The 17,337-nt window shown below is 37.4% G+C and carries 16 protein-coding genes and 2 pseudogenes; 11 read left to right on the top strand and 7 right to left on the bottom strand.

Annotation, left to right across the window (positions count from 1 at the left end):
- Positions 1–22: 22 nt before the first annotated feature.
- Both NE363_RS09365 and NE363_RS09360 read right to left on the bottom strand, forming a co-directional pair.
- A pseudogene (locus NE363_RS09365) lies at positions 23–235 on the bottom strand (DUF4113 domain-containing protein); the annotation flags it as partial.
- Positions 208–330: pseudogene (locus NE363_RS09360) on the bottom strand (LexA family protein); the annotation flags it as partial. The pseudogenes NE363_RS09365 and NE363_RS09360, both read right to left, overlap by 28 nt.
- Positions 331–653: 323 nt before the next feature.
- On the opposite strand from NE363_RS09360, the gene NE363_RS09355 reads away from it, so the two are divergent.
- Positions 654–1,265 carry a hypothetical protein gene (locus NE363_RS09355; RefSeq protein WP_445534897.1) on the top strand — a complete coding sequence of 204 codons (612 nt, stop codon included), beginning with the start codon at positions 654–656 and terminating at the stop codon, positions 1,263–1,265.
- Between the two features lie 60 nt (positions 1,266–1,325).
- Here NE363_RS09355 and NE363_RS09350 read toward each other — a convergent pair whose 3' ends face one another.
- The gene (locus NE363_RS09350) at positions 1,326–1,961 is read right to left on the bottom strand and encodes an SOS response-associated peptidase family protein (protein WP_445536373.1); all 636 of its coding nucleotides are present in this window, start codon (positions 1,959–1,961) and stop codon (positions 1,326–1,328) included.
- 72 nt (positions 1,962–2,033) lie between these two features.
- On the opposite strand from NE363_RS09350, the gene NE363_RS09345 reads away from it, so the two are divergent.
- A complete protein-coding gene (locus tag NE363_RS09345) occupies positions 2,034–2,726 on the top strand; it encodes a hypothetical protein (protein WP_445534896.1) in 693 nt (230 codons plus the stop codon).
- 15 nt (positions 2,727–2,741) lie between these two features.
- Here the strand turns inward: NE363_RS09345 and NE363_RS09340 are convergent, their stop codons facing one another.
- Positions 2,742–3,086, bottom strand: coding sequence for an Arc family DNA-binding protein (locus NE363_RS09340; protein ID WP_445534895.1), 345 nt, complete (start codon positions 3,084–3,086; stop codon positions 2,742–2,744).
- Positions 3,087–3,260: 174 nt separating this feature from the next.
- Between NE363_RS09340 and NE363_RS09335 the strand changes: the two genes are divergently transcribed.
- The 4 genes from NE363_RS09335 (at position 3,261) to NE363_RS09320 (ending at position 8,009) form a co-directional block, all read left to right on the top strand.
- Positions 3,261–4,064, top strand: a complete 804-nt coding sequence (locus NE363_RS09335) for a BRO-N domain-containing protein (RefSeq protein WP_445534894.1) — start codon at positions 3,261–3,263, stop codon at positions 4,062–4,064.
- A 390-nt stretch (positions 4,065–4,454) separates the two neighbouring features.
- Positions 4,455–5,876, top strand: a complete 1,422-nt coding sequence (locus tag NE363_RS09330; protein ID WP_445534893.1) for a GntP family permease — start codon at positions 4,455–4,457, stop codon at positions 5,874–5,876.
- 33 nt (positions 5,877–5,909) lie between these two features.
- On the top strand, positions 5,910–6,695 hold the full coding sequence (locus NE363_RS09325) for a 3-hydroxybutyrate dehydrogenase (RefSeq protein ID WP_275290025.1): 786 nt from the start codon (positions 5,910–5,912) through the stop codon (positions 6,693–6,695).
- Between the two features lie 327 nt (positions 6,696–7,022).
- The gene (locus NE363_RS09320; protein ID WP_445534892.1) at positions 7,023–8,009 is read left to right on the top strand and encodes an AraC family transcriptional regulator; all 987 of its coding nucleotides are present in this window, start codon (positions 7,023–7,025) and stop codon (positions 8,007–8,009) included.
- A 69-nt stretch (positions 8,010–8,078) separates the two neighbouring features.
- Here NE363_RS09320 and NE363_RS09315 read toward each other — a convergent pair whose 3' ends face one another.
- Positions 8,079–9,422 carry an MFS transporter gene (locus NE363_RS09315; RefSeq protein ID WP_445534891.1) on the bottom strand — a complete coding sequence of 448 codons (1,344 nt, stop codon included), beginning with the start codon at positions 9,420–9,422 and terminating at the stop codon, positions 8,079–8,081.
- A 16-nt stretch (positions 9,423–9,438) separates the two neighbouring features.
- The gene (locus NE363_RS09310) at positions 9,439–10,650 is read right to left on the bottom strand and encodes an OprD family outer membrane porin (protein ID WP_445536372.1); all 1,212 of its coding nucleotides are present in this window, start codon (positions 10,648–10,650) and stop codon (positions 9,439–9,441) included.
- A gap of 368 nt (positions 10,651–11,018) precedes the next feature.
- On the opposite strand from NE363_RS09310, the gene NE363_RS09305 reads away from it, so the two are divergent.
- The 5 genes from NE363_RS09305 to NE363_RS09285 are packed head-to-tail and all read left to right on the top strand — an operon-like array spanning position 11,019 to position 15,909.
- Entirely contained in the window at positions 11,019–12,269 is a 1,251-nt protein-coding gene (locus NE363_RS09305; protein ID WP_445534890.1) for a dienelactone hydrolase family protein, read from the top strand.
- Positions 12,270–12,281: 12 nt separating this feature from the next.
- On the top strand, positions 12,282–13,067 hold the full coding sequence (locus NE363_RS09300) for an SDR family oxidoreductase (RefSeq protein ID WP_437140462.1): 786 nt from the start codon (positions 12,282–12,284) through the stop codon (positions 13,065–13,067).
- Between the two features lie 43 nt (positions 13,068–13,110).
- Positions 13,111–14,349 (top strand): styrene monooxygenase/indole monooxygenase family protein, encoded by a 1,239-nt coding sequence (locus tag NE363_RS09295; protein ID WP_445534889.1) that lies wholly within the window; start codon positions 13,111–13,113, stop codon positions 14,347–14,349.
- 28 nt (positions 14,350–14,377) lie between these two features.
- Complete coding sequence (locus NE363_RS09290; RefSeq protein WP_032003622.1) at positions 14,378–14,908, top strand: flavin reductase family protein; 531 nt, start codon at positions 14,378–14,380, stop codon at positions 14,906–14,908.
- 53 nt (positions 14,909–14,961) lie between these two features.
- Positions 14,962–15,909, top strand: a complete 948-nt coding sequence (locus NE363_RS09285; RefSeq protein WP_445534888.1) for a SphA family protein — start codon at positions 14,962–14,964, stop codon at positions 15,907–15,909.
- Positions 15,910–15,967: 58 nt separating this feature from the next.
- Here the strand turns inward: NE363_RS09285 and NE363_RS09280 are convergent, their stop codons facing one another.
- Positions 15,968–17,026, bottom strand: a complete 1,059-nt coding sequence (locus NE363_RS09280; protein ID WP_445534887.1) for an AraC family transcriptional regulator — start codon at positions 17,024–17,026, stop codon at positions 15,968–15,970.
- Between the last annotated feature and the right edge of the window lie 311 nt (positions 17,027–17,337).

Raw genomic sequence — 17,337 nt, 5'->3', positions numbered from 1 at the left:
TGGACTTTCATCATGGCTAATATCAGTTATTTATGGTCAATAACTCATTCCACCTAAACGGATTTCTACTTAACTTATCCCTACTCATTGACCAGTTTCGATTAGGGATAAAGCAGGGACCCACACTAATCTTTTTCTTTCCAAATTTACTATGGATACCATCCATAGCCTGCATCAAACATTCCTTTTTCTCTATATGTTTAAAATCAGAGCGTAGGGGATAAGCATGCGAGTTGATGGTACAACTTGATTAAATGATAAAGCCTCAGATAAAACAATATTTTGAAGATATGGCTTTATCTGAATAATGGATGGTGCAATTTCACTCATAGACTTCCCCTAGCTTGATTTTGTTACGTAATCAAAATGATATGCTAGAGCTAAGTCGAAATTCAAATTTAAAAAGCTGTGGATAAACAAGCAGAAGTCAAAAATTGACGTCTGCTATTGTGCATTTGGTCGGAAATTCTACAGCCTTATTTGTCACCTTTTGTCTTGCTTGTAATATTCATTATAAATATTCTAAGTACAGAAAATTCTGTATATCTATCAACTAATTGTCAATTTTACCTGAAACAGTTAATTCTAAGTAAATACAAGATTCCATTCAAAATAGATATATACATCTTTTAATAATTGGTACGGAAAACTTTATGAAAATTGTGGCTAACATTCTCTTAGGTGCCTTATCCCTAACATTCAGTTCGATTTCAATAGCAGAAGAAACTGCAAAGTCTAAATATGTATTAAGCATAAATCTTGTAAAGCATTGCGCCACTGAATATGGCTTTCGCAAGCTAGGTTCCGGTTGGATAGATACTAAAACTGAATATAAAACTTTTAATTATATAAAAGAAGAAAATGAATTGAACTATTCTCAAAAGGATGTCTCTTTAGTGCAGGATTGTGTGCAAGAGCAGTTACCAATAATTATATATGGTTATGGATGGACTAAACTTAGTAAAGCAGAACTTAATATCAAAAAAAAAGAAATGGATGAACTATATAATTCGTTTGAGTATTCTCAAAATACAATTATTGATAAAAGTAAGAAATTTAAATTTGAACTTACAAATGTAGTTCCGCCAAAACGTGCAGAAATTTGTGCGGATAAGAAAGGCAAGTTCGATTATGGCTTTGATGAATATGCATTCTGCATGGGAACAAAAGTACATCAATCACCGACCTGCCAGAATCAATATGGCGACCCTTGCGGTACAAAGTATGATAAAGGTCGAGCAGGCTATACAATTAAAGAAAGCTAACATTATTTTTCAATAATTAAATTTTTTAAATTTAAAAGGCTACATTGGCCTTTTAAATTATTAATTTGTAGATTTTCTAGGTTTAGGAAAATAGTCAGCAGTAAATTCACCTAGTGGCATTTCAAAGAAAAATTGGTGCGCTTCTTCTTTTTTACAATTCAACCAGTCATTTCTGTATTTATCAGGAATAACAATAATCGATCTTTTCTCATCTTCTGGTTTATGGAACTGGTTCATAAAAGCATGATTGTCTGCATTAATTGTCAGCATAGACATAGATCTAATTTGTTTGCCATCAATCATAGTTGAATCGTATATTGCTGCAACGGTGAAAGGTAATCCATCTTCACGATAAATTCCCCATCTTTCGGCTTTGCCATTCACATACCTAGGCTCATAAATTTTTTCTACAGGTATTAAAGCAAATTGGCTTTTAGCCCATGCATGCCTAAAACTTGGCTTTTTATCTACCGTCTCAGTTCTAGCGTTATATGTATACTTGGAGAACTTTAAATCGTGCTGCCAAGTTGGGATCATACCAAACTTAACTTGGCGCCATTCTATATGACCGTCTTTAGAAAAAATAAGAGGGCAGTCGTAACCAGGATAAACATCAACTTTATAATCGAAGGTTGGTTCGAATAGATCTAAGAGGTGTACTCGGTCTTTTGATATCGGCTCATAGTTTGCACACATAATCTGCTCATTCATATTTTTTATAATTCTTGATAGATTATAAGTTTATAAAAACCTTATGAACGTAAGACTATGGTTAAAAATGTTGTAAAAGTTGGGTGGATGCTTACTTTTATCTGGATTTTAATAATTGTTTTTTTATTAATTAAGAAACCAATACCCTCTACATTAAATGAAATAGGAGATTTTATAGCAGGTGTATCATCACCACTTGCTTTTCTTTGGGTAGTAGTTGGTTACTATCAAAGTCAACAAGCTTTAGTTATGCAAGCAGAAGAGTTGAGCCACAATACTCAAGCTTTAACTGCTCAAGTTGAAGAAATGAAAAAAACAACTGAAATACAAGAAGATCAGCTCTCAGAGATGAAAGCGCAATATGAAGAAACAGCACTTAATGAACAAAAGAAATTACAACCTTTTTTTCACATCAAAATTGAAAATGTAGCTAATATGAAGGAATATCAAATTATTGAGTTGGGCCTTTGCTGTGAAAATGGATTCGCAAGAAATATTGCTATTGAACATGTAGAAAGTGGGAGTATAAGTGATTTTCAAAGTTTCATAAAAAGTAAAGATAAGCTTAATTTGAAAATTAATATAATAGTAAAAAGTATGAGTGAATTGAATAATAATTCTTTTGATATAATTTATTGGGATATTAATCATCAATATATGAAACAACGATTTAAATTTTTCAAAAACAATATGGATAATAATAATTTTTTATTTGATAAATTTATTTATTCTCAAAAAAAAGCACCCTAGGGTGTTTTTTTATATCTACATATTTTTATTTGATAAATTTATCAATAATTTACTCTCCGCTTCTAGTCGAGCCTTTTCTGATAATTCTATTATTTGTGATAATTGGTTAATCATTTCTGTTTGAGACTTTACTAGATTTCCTAAGTTAATCATTTCTTGTTGATAAACTTCTATGTTCTCAACCAAAGAATGAATATGTTCAGCTGTAATATCAGTTGAGAATCCAAAACTTTGCTCTAGACGAGCAATGATATCAGCATTCATAGAGCGATTGTGCTTTTTAGCTGATTCAACAATCTTGTCTTTAAGATCCTGCGTCATACGCATCTTATATTCAACATCCGCCAGATTGCGCCCCATATCTATCACTCTAGTAAAATTTCAGTTATTAAATTAATAATAATATCCCTAGCAGGGATTGACAATATATTTTTATAAGAATAAATTACAAAACATCCCTACTAGGGATATAAAACACCCCGATGACTTTGGACGGCTATCGGGGCATGTTATCAACCACATGAGGTAATTGATATGACTAGTTTAGCATTAAGCTTTAACGATGAGAAATTTAAACCCATTGTTCAGCGTGATGGTCAAATTTGGCTTTCATCTGGCGAATTAGCGCAAGCATTGGATTACAAGAATGTTAAGTCTGTAAGTAATCTTTATAGCTCAAATAAAGATGAGTTTTCAGATTCTATGACTCAGGTCATCGAATCAGTGACCTCAGGAAATTATAAGAAAAAGTCACGTATCTTTTCGCTACGTGGTTGCCACCTAATAGCAATGTTTGCTCGTACTGCTGTAGCAAAGCAATTCCGTAAATGGGTTTTAGATATTCTAGATCGGGAAGTTCAACCAAAACATAAGACACATAAATCCGAGCGTACCTCTTTACATGATGCACATGCTCTTCTTGTAGCTAAAACAAAGCATCTCAGCTCAAGTGATGCATGGAAATTAATTCATCAGAGGTTCAATGTGGATCACATTGAAGAGATCCCTTACGACATGATTCCTGTAGCAGTTGAATACATTCATCATCTCATTGCGCTTATGAGCAATAAAAACGGCAATACAGGACTAGACACTAACGTTAAAGCTATGGCGATTTATTTAGCTTGGTTAAGCGGCTGGTGGAGACAATTTGGACCTGCCGTGAAAGGGATCAATCCTCACATGGCCGCAGCAATCCATGACTATTTCAATGATGGCGGCTTTGTCGCTTGGTCATTCATTGAGAAAGATAAGAGGGCCGAGCTACATAAACGTATAGATACCCATCCTTGGCATTTACCACCAATGGATCGATATAATTTACTGAATAGAAACTAATATTTCGTTGAAGATGGCGGGAGTTGAACCCGCGTCTTTAAGAGCTCTCTACGGAGGGCTTTTTTATATAATGAGCATATAAAAACTAGAAAATTAATATTTTTATGCTTTTGTAATTCCTATCAAATATCAGTACAAAAATAACTCTAATAGATGTAATGTCTAGATGGTTATTTACATGAAAATTACAACATCTTGAAAAAGAAATCTTTAAAGAAAGCTTCAAAATAGATGTTGTCACTTATGTCAGTAAAATGATTATTAGATTTAACTGTTTTGCAGGAATTTTGCATTTATTTTGCAGGACATCGAAATAAATCTAATAAACTTAAAATTAATCAAATAGATATGGAATTTCTAAAATATTTATTCTTTATGGAGAAAGAATATATGTGGGAATTATTTGTAATTCTACTTTCACTTGGGCTGTTAATGTATACAGCTTACAAGGGCTTTTCTGTCATTCTCATGGCACCCATTTGTGCCTTACTTGCAGTTTTACTGATTAACCCAGCCAATGTTTTACCGTTTTATTCGGGTGTATTTATGCCCAAAATGGTGAACTTTATTAAAGATTACTTTCTTGTATTTTTACTCGGGGCAATTTTCGGTAAAGTCGTTGAAATGTCAGGAATTGCTGAGTCTATTGCTAGAACCATAGTAAGATGGATTGGAGCAAAAAAAGCAATTTTAACCGTTGTATTGTTAGGTGCAATTTTAACATATAGCGGTGTAAGTTTATTTGTTGCTGTATTTGCCATTTATCCTTTTGCAAACCAGCTATTTAGACAAGCCAATATTCCAAAACGTTTAATTCCGGGAACTATCGCGCTTGGTGCATTTACATTCACTATGGATGCATTGCCGGGTACTCCACAAATCCAAAACGTAATTCCAACCACTTTCTTTGGTACCAATATTTATGCCGCACCTTTCTTAGGAATTATTGGTGCTATTTTTGTTTTATGCATGGGTTTAAGCTACTTAGAATGGCGTCGCCGTGCTGCTGCAAAAGCTGGGGAAGGATTCTCTGATTTTGGTATAGACAATATGCACTCTCAAGAAATTGAAGCTGATATGGCTCTACAAAATAATGGAAGTTCGGCTCGTCAGTTTCTAGCATTTGTACCGCTCATTCTTGTTGCAGTAATGAACAAATATTTATCTAAAGCAATCAAAGAATGGTATCCAAATGGCTTTGATTTTTCCTCAGTTGGTCTTGCTGATTACACCGTAGATGTTGCAAAAACTGGTGCGATCTGGGCGGTTGGTCTTGCGCTAATTGTCGGGATTATTACTGCAATTTTGTTTGATTACCAACGTGTAGTGACGAACTTTAAAGAAGGCATTAATGCCAGTATTGGTGGCTCACTTTTAGCAGTGATGAATACGGCTTCTGAGTATGGCTTTGGTGCAATTATTGCGTCATTACCGGGCTTTGCCATGATTAGTCATGCAATGAGCAGTACCTTTACAAATCCTTTAGTGAATGGGGCGGTGACGACAACCGTTTTAGCAGGTATTACCGGTTCAGCTTCTGGTGGTATGAGTATCGCTTTAAGTGCGATGGCTGAACATTATAACGCCGCGATTTTAGCTGCGGGTATTCCACCAGAAGTTATGCACCGTGTGGTTGCAATGGCCTCAGGTGGTATGGATACCTTACCGCACAATGGTGCTGTAATTACTTTACTCGCTGTTACAGGTTTAACCCATAAACAATCGTATAAAGATATTTTTGCAGTTACGGTAATTAAAACATTAGCAGTATTTGTGGTGATTACGGTCTTTACCCTAACGGGTATTGTTTAAATCAGCACGTTATAAGTATTAAGGAGTAAATAGATGACTAAACTTTTAGACGGTAAAGTTGCTTTTATTACAGGTTCTGCAAGTGGTATCGGTCTAGAGATTGCTAAGAAATTTGCTCAAGAAGGCGCCAAAGTTGTCATTTCTGATATGAATGCCGAAAAGTGCCAAGAAACGGCGAATTCACTTAAAGAGCAAGGCTTTGAAGCATTATCTGCACCATGTGATGTAACTGATGAAGATGCTTATAAACAAGCGATTGAGCTGACTCAAAAGACCTTTGGTACCGTTGATATCTTAATTAATAATGCTGGCTTTCAACATGTTGCGCCTATTGAAGAGTTTCCAACGGCTGTTTTTCAAAAGCTAGTTCAGGTTATGTTAACAGGGGCATTTATTGGTATTAAACATGTTTTTCCAATTATGAAAGCTCAAAAATATGGACGTATTATTAACATGGCTTCAATTAATGGCTTGATTGGTTTTGCTGGAAAGGCAGGTTATAACAGTGCTAAACACGGCGTGATTGGTCTAACAAAAGTTGCGGCATTGGAGTGTGCACGTGACGGTATTACTGTAAATGCTTTATGTCCGGGTTATGTAGATACACCATTGGTTCGTGGGCAAATTGCAGATTTGGCTAAAACCCGTAATGTAAGTTTAGACAGCGCACTTGAAGATGTAATTTTGGCAATGGTTCCTCAAAAGCGTTTACTCTCTGTTGAAGAAATTGCTGACTATGCGATTTTCCTTGCGAGTAGCAAAGCAGGTGGGGTAACAGGCCAAGCTGTTGTTATGGATGGTGGTTACACAGCTCAGTAATTTAAGTATTTTATAAAAGCCGCTTATTTTAAATAGGCGGTTTTTTTATTCATTAAAATTTACGATAGTCTACTGTTCAAAATAATGATTTATATCTACTCTATATGTTTATAAAAAATCTAATAAAATAAGTTTGTTAAAGTATGAAATTATACTTTAAAGGTATTTAACTTATTTCCATTTTTAAAATCTAATAGAGTATGAGAAAGTAATCTTTACTCTCTTTCTTGATTAGATATTTTTCAGGAAAATTCGTCAATTAAAGGATATTAATTGGCATACAAGTTGCTTTTTAAGCAATAAGTTATTTAGCTAGGTGAAAAGGATATGATATCACTCAGCCAACAGACGGAACTCAATCATTATTCACGCAGAGCTGAATTTGCGCAGAATTTGATGTCCACAATTTGTGGTGAACACCGTCTAGACACAATTTACAAAGACACTCTCGATTTTCACTATGACGGAATGCGTTTGCCCAATAAAAAAATGGCAATCGGCACAATCAGTTATGGTGCAAACGTCGCTATCAACATCTCAAATTTAAAAGCTTATAGCATTAGTTTACCTATACAGGGGCGACAAGCTCTCAACATTCGTGGTGCACATTATCAATCTGATGAAAACAGAGGCCTAATTGTTTCAAATAATGATCAACAAGATCTGATTATCGATAAAGATTGCAGAAAATTTCAGGTGGTTATTCCTGAGCGAAGTATGCAGATTGTTCTTGCGGATCTACTCAATAAACCTATAGAAACGCCTATCATTTTTAACCCTGAAATGCACTTAGACTCTGAGCAACTGATTGGAGCGTGGTGGAAGAATATTCAGAATTTTTTACAGCTAAAATCGCAATATAGCAATTTTTATGGTTTACAGATGTTATCTGAAGACTATGAAAATTTTGTAATTAAAGCCTTACTATTATCTCAAGAAAACAACTACTCTAAAGCTTTAAAGTCACTCTCACATCAAGATGAGCCAGCTTATATTCGAAAGGTTCGTAATTTTATTATTGAACATGCTCACGAAGAAATCTGTGCAGAAGACTTGCAGCGTTTGGCTGGGGTTTCAAAATCAAAATTGTATGACGAATTTCAACAATACTACGGCACAAGCCCTATGTCGTATTTAAAAAAATATCGTCTCCAACAAATTTATAAAATCTTGAGCACCACAGGAGCAGATAGGAAGGTTTCTATTTCAAAGCTTGCCTATGACTGGGGCTTTAACCATTTAAGTCGTTTTTCTCAAGAATATCGCGAAGAATTTGGCGAAAATCCAAGTGAGACTAAAGGCAAAATTTTCTGATATTTAATTTTCCCAATAAAAAAACTGATTTAATTACTTAAATCAGTTTTTTTATTTATTGATTAATATTTATAGACTTTCTTCTAGCTTTAACACTTGTTTGTTTTTAGATTTCTCATAAATCACTTTCAGGCTAAGTGCAATAAATGAGATGAATGTTGGTAGCGCGAGAATAAAGAAAATACCGCTTAAGCTTAGGTTGAAAGTGAAAATGAGCGAGCCAAAGAAAGCACCTAAAATTGCACCGATACGACCAATACCATGCATCCATGAAACACCAACTGCGCGGCACACTGCTGGATAGAACATAGCTGCAAGTGGCAGTAATGAAGACTGAGCACCTGCGAGTAAGGCCCCAATTAAAAAGATAGTAAGACCTAGCAAGAAAATATTTGAGCTCACCAGACCTGCAACAATGAATAGTCCAAAAGCAATGAGATATGAATATTTAATCACTGTAGTTGGGTTCAGTTTATCCATGTACCATCCGATAATGGTTGCACCAATGACACCACCAAAAGGGAAAATCGCTGCAATTAAACTAAACTGCTGAGTACTAAAACCTGCTGTTTTTAAAATCGTTGGCATCCAGCTTGTTAAAAGATAAAACACCAATAAACTGGTAAAACAGCAGAGCCAAAGCATGCTTGAACCCCAAAGATATTTTCCTAAAACCACTTTAACTGGATTTTCATCAGAGGCATTTTCTGCTTGAGTTAAAACAAGTTTTACCGGCTCTTGAAAAGAATGACCTTGAATGCTTTCTAAAATACGCTGAGCTTTGTCTTGTTGATGACGTGTAATTAAGTATTGAGTTGATTCAGGTAATTTAAGTAATAAAGCAACCACTAAAATGAGCGGAATGCTTCCGCCAATAATAATCACCTTAGCCCAGCCATAGCTTTCTAATAGATAAGCTGAAAGGACACCACCACAAGAAATACCCAGCATGAAACCACAGCCAGCAAGACCTGTCAGGAATGCTTTACGTTTTACAGGCATATATTCAGAAACAATGGTACTGATGTTTGGCATGGCTGCACCTAAACCAACACCTGTAATAAATCTATAAATCATTAAGTCTTGGGTTGAATTAGCAAAGCCACACAAAATCGTAAATATGGAAAATAAAAGACTTGTAAAAACAATGACGCCTTTACGTCCAAATTTATCGGACAGAGGCCCCGAAATGATTGCACCGATCGACATGCCAACTAAAGCAGCACTTAAAACTGGAGCAAGTTGCGGCTTGGTAATTCCCCAATCATCGAGCAGTGCAGGGGCAATAAAACCAATAATTCCGGTGTCTAGACCATCACAGAAAAAGACGAAAAAGCCTAGGATAAAAACCATCCACTGTAGCGGAGACAGTTTCTCACGGTTGATAATCGTGTTTGCATCTATCGTTTTCATAGGTATTCCTTATTCATTAAAATTTTTTGCTGTAATTGACGAATAAACGGTTTTCAGAGAAATCGTTTCCATGTTTAACGTCGTAATTGATGAAGATGTACTGAAGAGCTAAGCCTTTGAGGAATGGCTGTTGAAGGGCATAATTGACAATAACGTTTGCTTCACTTTCTTTGTTTTTTAAGCCATCTGCTTTTTTGAAGTGATCGCCGTATACATACTTCAAAGTGGTATTTAGGCCCGGCACATGATCTTTAAAGTCATAGCCATAAATGAAGTGATAAGACTTTTCATCTTGTTTGAAGAAACCAGTCGTATTCCAGTTAATGAAATAAGTTTCAGGCAAGAAACCATCAGGTAGTGGGTAGGCTGACTCGCCAATAATTTGCTGATAACCCACACCAAAGCTGTGATTTTTTACTTTAAGTGTTTCTAGTAACCCTACATTTTGCGCATCGATGTCAAAAAGGTGTCCATTATCTTTGGCATTGAAATATTTGAATTTTGAATTAACTGAAAAATTAGCGTTTTTCCATATGTGGTCGACGCCGACATAATGTTTGTTATATAAATCCTCCATATTTCCAAAGTAATATTCGCCCTTCAACGTAGGCGTAAATTGATAGCGAAAATCTATATAGTTAAGGCCATCAGAGTAGCCAGTCACACCTTTTGAAGTAAAAGAAAATCGATGGAAATCTTCTTCATTTCGCGGTGATACTTTTTCAATACGGCCAATTTCAGCAAAAAGCTTATCGTTTAGCTGGCTCTTAAGATTAGTTCCCCAATAAGACGTGAGGAGTTGTCGACTTGCATCTACAGTGGTTACGGGTAAATCCAGCCATAATTCACCAATGCTTAGTAGCGTCTTGTTATAGCCTAACTTTAAAGTCGCGCCATATTTTAGATAATCAGGTGCTTGGGACTGCGTGGCTTTATCAAAAGGTAACACCGTATCGGCAACATGTTTATCTTGGCTTAAACGAACCGCATATTGTGCTGAAGCATTTGCGCCAATTTGAATTGGAGTTTCACCAATTTCTAACGGCGTATCATGCATATTTGAGTTGTAAAATAGAGAAACTGATTGTGACCAGCTACCTGTGTCTTTTACATCTGGATTGTCATAGTTTCTATCTATATATGCATTTTTTGATGTAAATTTCCATTCTTCATCCGCTGAATAAGCCTGAGTAGAAAATGCACTACAACATAAAATATTGATGAGCATTAACGTTTTTTGTTGTCCATAAATTGGCCATGGTCGATGCATAAATAAACGCCTTAATTTAGAAAATGACTGGGCTTTTTTTATGTAATCAAACGAATTACATGACTTGATTGAACTATTTTTAGCCAATAGTCACTATCCAATAAGTCCTAATCTTCATCCATTTTTTCCAAATTAGATAAAAAGTATTAATTTAATTTTTTAATTTAAAGTTATGAAATTTATTAGTTTTCTTATTTTTTGTGTTTTATCCAGTTTGATGAATTTTGATAATTGCGCAGAGATTGGATAGTGCTTGCAGCTTTTGGACAGTCTAAAAAAATATTCGGATAGAAGATAAAGCCATAACAATGTCAGGAGTTGACACTATGGCTGGTCAAACCGTTCAAATTAAAACTGCATCTGGAAAACAGTTCAGTGCGTATCTAGCAACACCAGAAACAGGAAAAGGGCCGGGCGTCGTACTTTGTCAGGAAATCTTTGGGGTGAATGCAGCCATGCGAGAAAAAGCAGAATTTCTTGCAGAAGAAGGCTATACCGTTTTAGTTCCTGACTTATTTTGGCGTGTAGCACCTAATATTGAACTGGGTTATACACCAGAAGATTTTCAAAAGGCTTTTGAACTTTATCAGCAATATGATGAAAATCTTGGGGTTGAAGATATTCAAGACAGCTTAGCTTTTTTAAAGACACGACCAGAATGTGATACCTCTACAGGTCTCGGCGTGGTGGGCTATTGTTTAGGTGGAAAGCTGGCGTATCTGGCAGGCTGCCGACTTCCTGACGTGGCATGTGCCGTAGGTTATTACGGTGTAGGCATTGAAAAAGCGTTAGATGAGTTAGCCAACGTAAAAGGGCGATTGGTTTTACATATTGCAGAACTGGACCAATTTACACCGCCAGATGCAAGGCAAGCGATTGTGAATGCAGCCAACCAATATTCAAATGTACAAACTTATGTTTATGAAGGTGTTGATCATGCTTTTGCACGCCCTAAAAGCAATCATTATCACAAACCGTCAGCACGTTTTGCCCACGAGCGTACAGTAACCGCTCTACATGACACGATTGGACCGAAATATGACTTAGTTGCGCTATGGGAAGAGCATATTCGTCATGAGTTTGATACGCGTGATGTGCCAGCAACCATGGCAACGATGGTCGCAGAACCTTATGTCAACCATATTCCAACTTTAACTGGTGGTGTAGGCCAAAGCCAGCTTGCTCGTTTTTATCAATATCATTTTGTTCACCAAAACCCAAAAGATATGAAGATTACTTCGATCTCTCGTACGGTTGGTTCAACGCAAGTGGTAGACGAGTTCATTATGAGCTTTACACACGACGCTGAAATTGACTGGTTATTACCGGGTGTAAAACCAACTGGTAAATACGTCGAAATTCCAATGTTAGGTGTAATTCAGTTCCGAGGTTCAAAGCTGTGTCATGAACATATTTACTGGGACCAAGCATCGGTGCTCGTTCAAATTGGTTTATTAGACCCAACAGGCTTACCAGTTGCAGGTGTCGAGACAGCGCGAAAACTTCTTGATGAAGATCTTCCTTCCAATACGTTGATGCCATCTTGGTCAAGTAGTGAAGGCAAGCCAGTTAGTTAAGGAAGATCTGCAATGAATATAGATTTAAAAGGAAAAGTTGCTGTGGTGAGCGGCGGTGCAACACTGATTGGTAAAGCTGTTGTACAAGCCTTGGTGAGTGCAGGTGCTCATGTCGCTATCTTAGATATCGATGCCAAAGGCAAGGCAATTGCAGAAAGCTTTAATCATGATGTGATGTTTATTCAAACCGATTTAACCAGTGATGCGGCTATTCAACAAGCTGTAGCAGATATTCACCAACATTTAGGTGAAGTGAGTTACTTGGTGAATTTGGCATGTACATATTTAGATGATGGTTTTAAATCTTCACGTCAGGACTGGTTACAAGCACTCGATATTAATTTGGTGTCTACAGTTGAGCTGAGCCGTGCTTTATACCATGACCTAAAAAAGCAGCAAGGTTCAATCGTTAACTTTACTTCAATCTCGGCCAAAGTAGCACAAACAGGGCGCTGGTTATATCCAGTTTCCAAAGCCGCAATACGTCAACTCACACAAAGCATGGCAATGGATTTTGCTGCCGATGGTATCCGCGTCAATTCAGTTTCTCCCGGTTGGACATGGTCTCGTGTCATTGCAGAAGTCAGCGGTAATAACCGTGAAAAGGCAGATAGCGTGGCAGCCGATTATCACTTACTAGGCCGATTGGGGCATCCCGAAGAAGTCGCCAATGTTGTTTTGTTTTTATTGTCACCCGCTGCAAGCTTTGTTACCGGAGCAGATTATGTGGTCGATGGCGGATATTCAGTGATGGGCCCTGAAGGATCACAGCCCGCTATTCCGCGTTTAGCCGAATAGCACAGCGTTTTAAAAGCACATTTAGAAAATTATGGAGAATATTATGCGCCGTATTGCAATTGTTGGAGCAGGACAGTCTGGTTTACAGCTTGGTTTGGGCTTATTAGATACAGGTTATGACGTGACCATGTTCACCAATCGAACTGCCGATGAAATCCGTCAAGGTAAAGTCATGTCAAGCCAGTGTATGTTTCATACCGCTTTACAAACTGAACGTGACTTGGGACTAAATTTTTGGGAAGAACAATGTCCAGCGGTAGAAGGTATTGGGATGGCTTTAGTTAACCCTGAAAATGGTGGTAAAGCATTTGAATGGAATGCTCGTCTTGAACGCTACGCTCAATCGGTCGATCAACGCGTCAAAATGCCATATTGGATGGAAGAATTTGAACGCCGTGGCGGTCGATTGGTGATTCAGGATGTGGGAATAGAAGAGTTAGAACAACTTGCAAATGATTACGAGCTTGTATTACTCGCCGCTGGTAAAGGTGAAGTCGTTAAACAGTTTGAGCGTGATGATGCACGTAGTGTTTTTGATAAACCACAGCGCGCTTTGGCATTGACCTATGTCAAGAACATGAAGCCAATTTCACCTTATTCACGAGTGACTTTTAACATTATTCCTGAAGTCGGTGAGTACTTTTCATTTCCAGCACTTACCGTGAATGGACCCTGCGACATCATGGTGTTTGAAGGAATTCCAAATGGGCCAATGGACTGTTGGCAAGATGTCAAAACACCGGAACAGCATTTGCAGTGCAGTTTGGACTTACTCAAGAAATTTGTGCCTTGGGAACATGAACGCTGCGCAAATGTTGAACTAACCGATGCTGGTGGATATTTAGCAGGCCGTTTCCCACCGACAATACGCAAACCAATTTTGACATTACCCTCTGGCAAGCAAATTTTTGGTATGGCAGATGCCTTAGTGGTCAATGATCCAATTACTGGTCAAGGCTCAAACAATGCTGCTAAGTGTAGCAAGATCTATTTCGATGCCATTTTAGCCAATGATAATCAAAGCTTCAGCGAACAATGGATGTTTCAAACTTTTGAACGTTATTGGGCTTATGCAGAAAAAGTCGTGGCTTGGACCAATAGCTTGTTATTACCTCCAGAGCCTCATGTCGTTGAACTCCTAGCAGCTGCAAGCCAGAACCAAAGCATTGCGTCAATTATGGCCAATAACTTTGATGACCCGCGCTCTTTTGCCCCTTGGTGGTTTGATGCAGATCAAGCTCAAGCATTCTTGGCCTCAAAAACCACAGCAAAAGTGGCTTAAGGGCAAAACAGCAAAGGGAGAATGAAAAATGGACACAATTGAAACTTTAGCTTTACAAGCGATTAATGCGGAGAACCCAAGAGAAATCCGTAATTTACTTGGGCAATTCGCAACTGGCGTTACCGTGATTACAACTCGTGGTAAAGATGGTCGGAAAATAGGCATGACCGCCAATTCATTTTCCTCACTGTCTTTAGACCCACCATTAATTTTGTGGAGTCTTTCAAAAACAGCGCCAAGTTTATCTGATTTTGTAGAGGCTGAATATTTTGCCATTCACATGTTGGCACAGGAGCATCACCAGCTTTCGGGACATTTTGCTCGAGGTGCTGAAGATAAATTTGCAGGTATTGCCCATCAACAATGCAATGCAGGCGTTCCAATTTTGTCCGATGCACTCGCAACCTTGGTTTGCCGTAATGTAAATCAGTATGAGGGCGGAGATCACCTGATTTTTATTGGTCAAATTGAACAATACCAACAGCGCCAAGGTGAACCATTGGTATTCCACGCAGGAAAGTATCGGATTGCCGCTGAGCATCCAGAATTAGCAGGTTAATTCACCACAATCACGATCAATCCGGTCGTGATTTTTTTATAGGAAATAAGAAGATGAAAAGCACTTTAATTAAACATGGCTTTTTAGCAGGGACATTGTTGGGTTTGCCCTTGGTTACACATGCCTATGATTTACCGACCGTAAACTTAGGTATGACCAGCTTTCTTGATGGTGGATTACCCGCAGGGCCCGGCTGGTATGCTCAAACCTATCTTCAAAATTACGATAGCAATAAACTGGTCGATGCCAATGGACAAAAACTCGGTTTACCTAAAACAGATTTAAATTATCATGTACTGGTTGAGCAGATTAGTTATTTATCGAATGTCCGAGTAAAAGATAAAGCCAGTCTAGGCATAAATTTTTTAATTCCTTTTGTCAGCAAAATGGACATGGATGATGGCTTGAATAATGCTGCTATTAAGGCTCAAAGTGGCTTTGGGGACATTATGATCGGTCCCTTTATTCAGTTTGATCCAGTTATAGGTGCACAAGGACCGAAGTTTGTACATCGTTTTGAGTTTCAAGTGAATTTACCTACTGGCGAATACAATCAACAAAAAGATATTAACCCAAGTAATAACGCCGTTTCATTTGACCCTTATTGGGCTGCCACATATTGGTTTAATCCAAAATGGACAGCTTCAACGCGTATCCATTATCTCTATAACTTTAAAAATGATGACCCAAGCTATGCGTTTGCAGGTGCAAATGATATGCAAGCTGGGCAAGCAATTCATGCAAACTTCGCAACAGACTATGCCATTACTGAACAGTTCCGCTTGGGACTAAATGGCTATTGGCTAAAACAAATCACTGACACCGAAGTCGATGGTGAAAAAGTTAAAGGTCGACGTGAGCAAGTCTGGGCAATTGGTCCGGGGGCGATGTATAGTTTTTCTAAAAATGATCACTTGGTTGCAAATGCCTATTTTGAGCAAGACGCTGAAAACCGCCCAGAAGGTACGCGACTACAAGTTCGTTATGTTCATCATTTCTAAGTCATAAAAAAAGCCTTTTATATCAAAAAATATAAAAGGCTTTTATCTATTTTTTAGTTTAAGAAAAAATTGAAGTAATGATGCCTGAGCCTTCATTTTGACCAGATCGGCGAGTAGACGAAGGTAACTCACCATAACGGCGTTTGTACTCTTGTGAAAAACGGCCTAAATGGGTAAATCCCCATTTAAATGCAACATCAGTGACAGATAGATTTTCATTGTGCATGAGCTCTAAATGGGCTTGTTCAAAACGTAATTCTTTTAAATAAGACATTGGGGTTGTCCCCAAATAATTTTTAAAACCAGTAAATAGGGTTCTTACGCTCACGCCTGCATGCTCGGCCAGAATTTCGACATTAAGCGGCTCATGCAAATGTTCTTTAATATAGGCTTCTGTACGCTTCACGAAATAAGGAGATACCGTTTTTTCTTTATAATGATCAAGCTTATGTAATGCATTGTTGGGTTGACCATAAATCAGTGCATTAAATAGATTTGACTCAAATTGTTTAAAGGCTAATGGATGATGGAGCGGGTGCTGATCACATGCTAAAGCATCCATCAATGTTCTAACGAGCTGTAAAAAATAGGCTCCACCTTGGGTAGAAAAATCTAATTTAGGGTCAAAAACGAGTAAGTTATTCTCTGAATCCGCAATGTGTTGACGGCAATGGTAAGTAAAATCATCCTTTGACACTTTTAGAATAAGCTGGGGTGAGTTCGCATGCCAGCGCATACGTAAAGATTGCTGAGGTGAAATAAGAGAAGCAACTTGAGAATAAGAAATAAACTTTTGCGAACCAAACTCGATTTCTGCATAGCCTTGAGTTGGAATCTGAATTAAGTAAAAGTTATCCAGATGATCTGGTTCAATAATGACATCCGCGCCATATTCCAAGCGGCTAATAGACAATGCGCCTGTTTTAACATGGTGCATAGTTGCACTGAAATCTCGCTTCTGATGAGAGATTTTAAGATCATGCGGTTTAAAAATTTGGCCTACATTGCGGCAGGTTTCGCTTAAATCGTGGTGATCGAACACCAAATTATGATTGGTAAAGATAGACTCATTTTGAAAATGACGTCCATTGAGTTCGTGGGAGTTGGCTTGGTTCATATTTATCCCTTTTGGCTCACTCCTGTATTTACCTATGTTGCAAAAGTTTTAAACTTTCACTGTGCAATAAGTAAATACGGCACTTAAAAATTAAGTTAAGCGTAAAATACAATGAGATATAAGCAAGATATAGACCAATCTAACCGCTAGTTATTGTGATTTTCTCAAACTTTTACGTCGGATTTTGTCCATCAATTTAATACATTCGAGCAATAGAATAGGGGGATATAAAAGGTGCTATAACTTAATCTCATCATGATCTTATTCCTTAAGATCTATCAAAATTTATAACAAATCCGTGCGAACTGGTC

It is taken from the genome of Acinetobacter sp. G18 (genome assembly GCF_052660225.1).
Note: the sequence above shows the minus strand (reverse complement) of the source record. Positions and strands in the feature narration are given on the sequence as shown.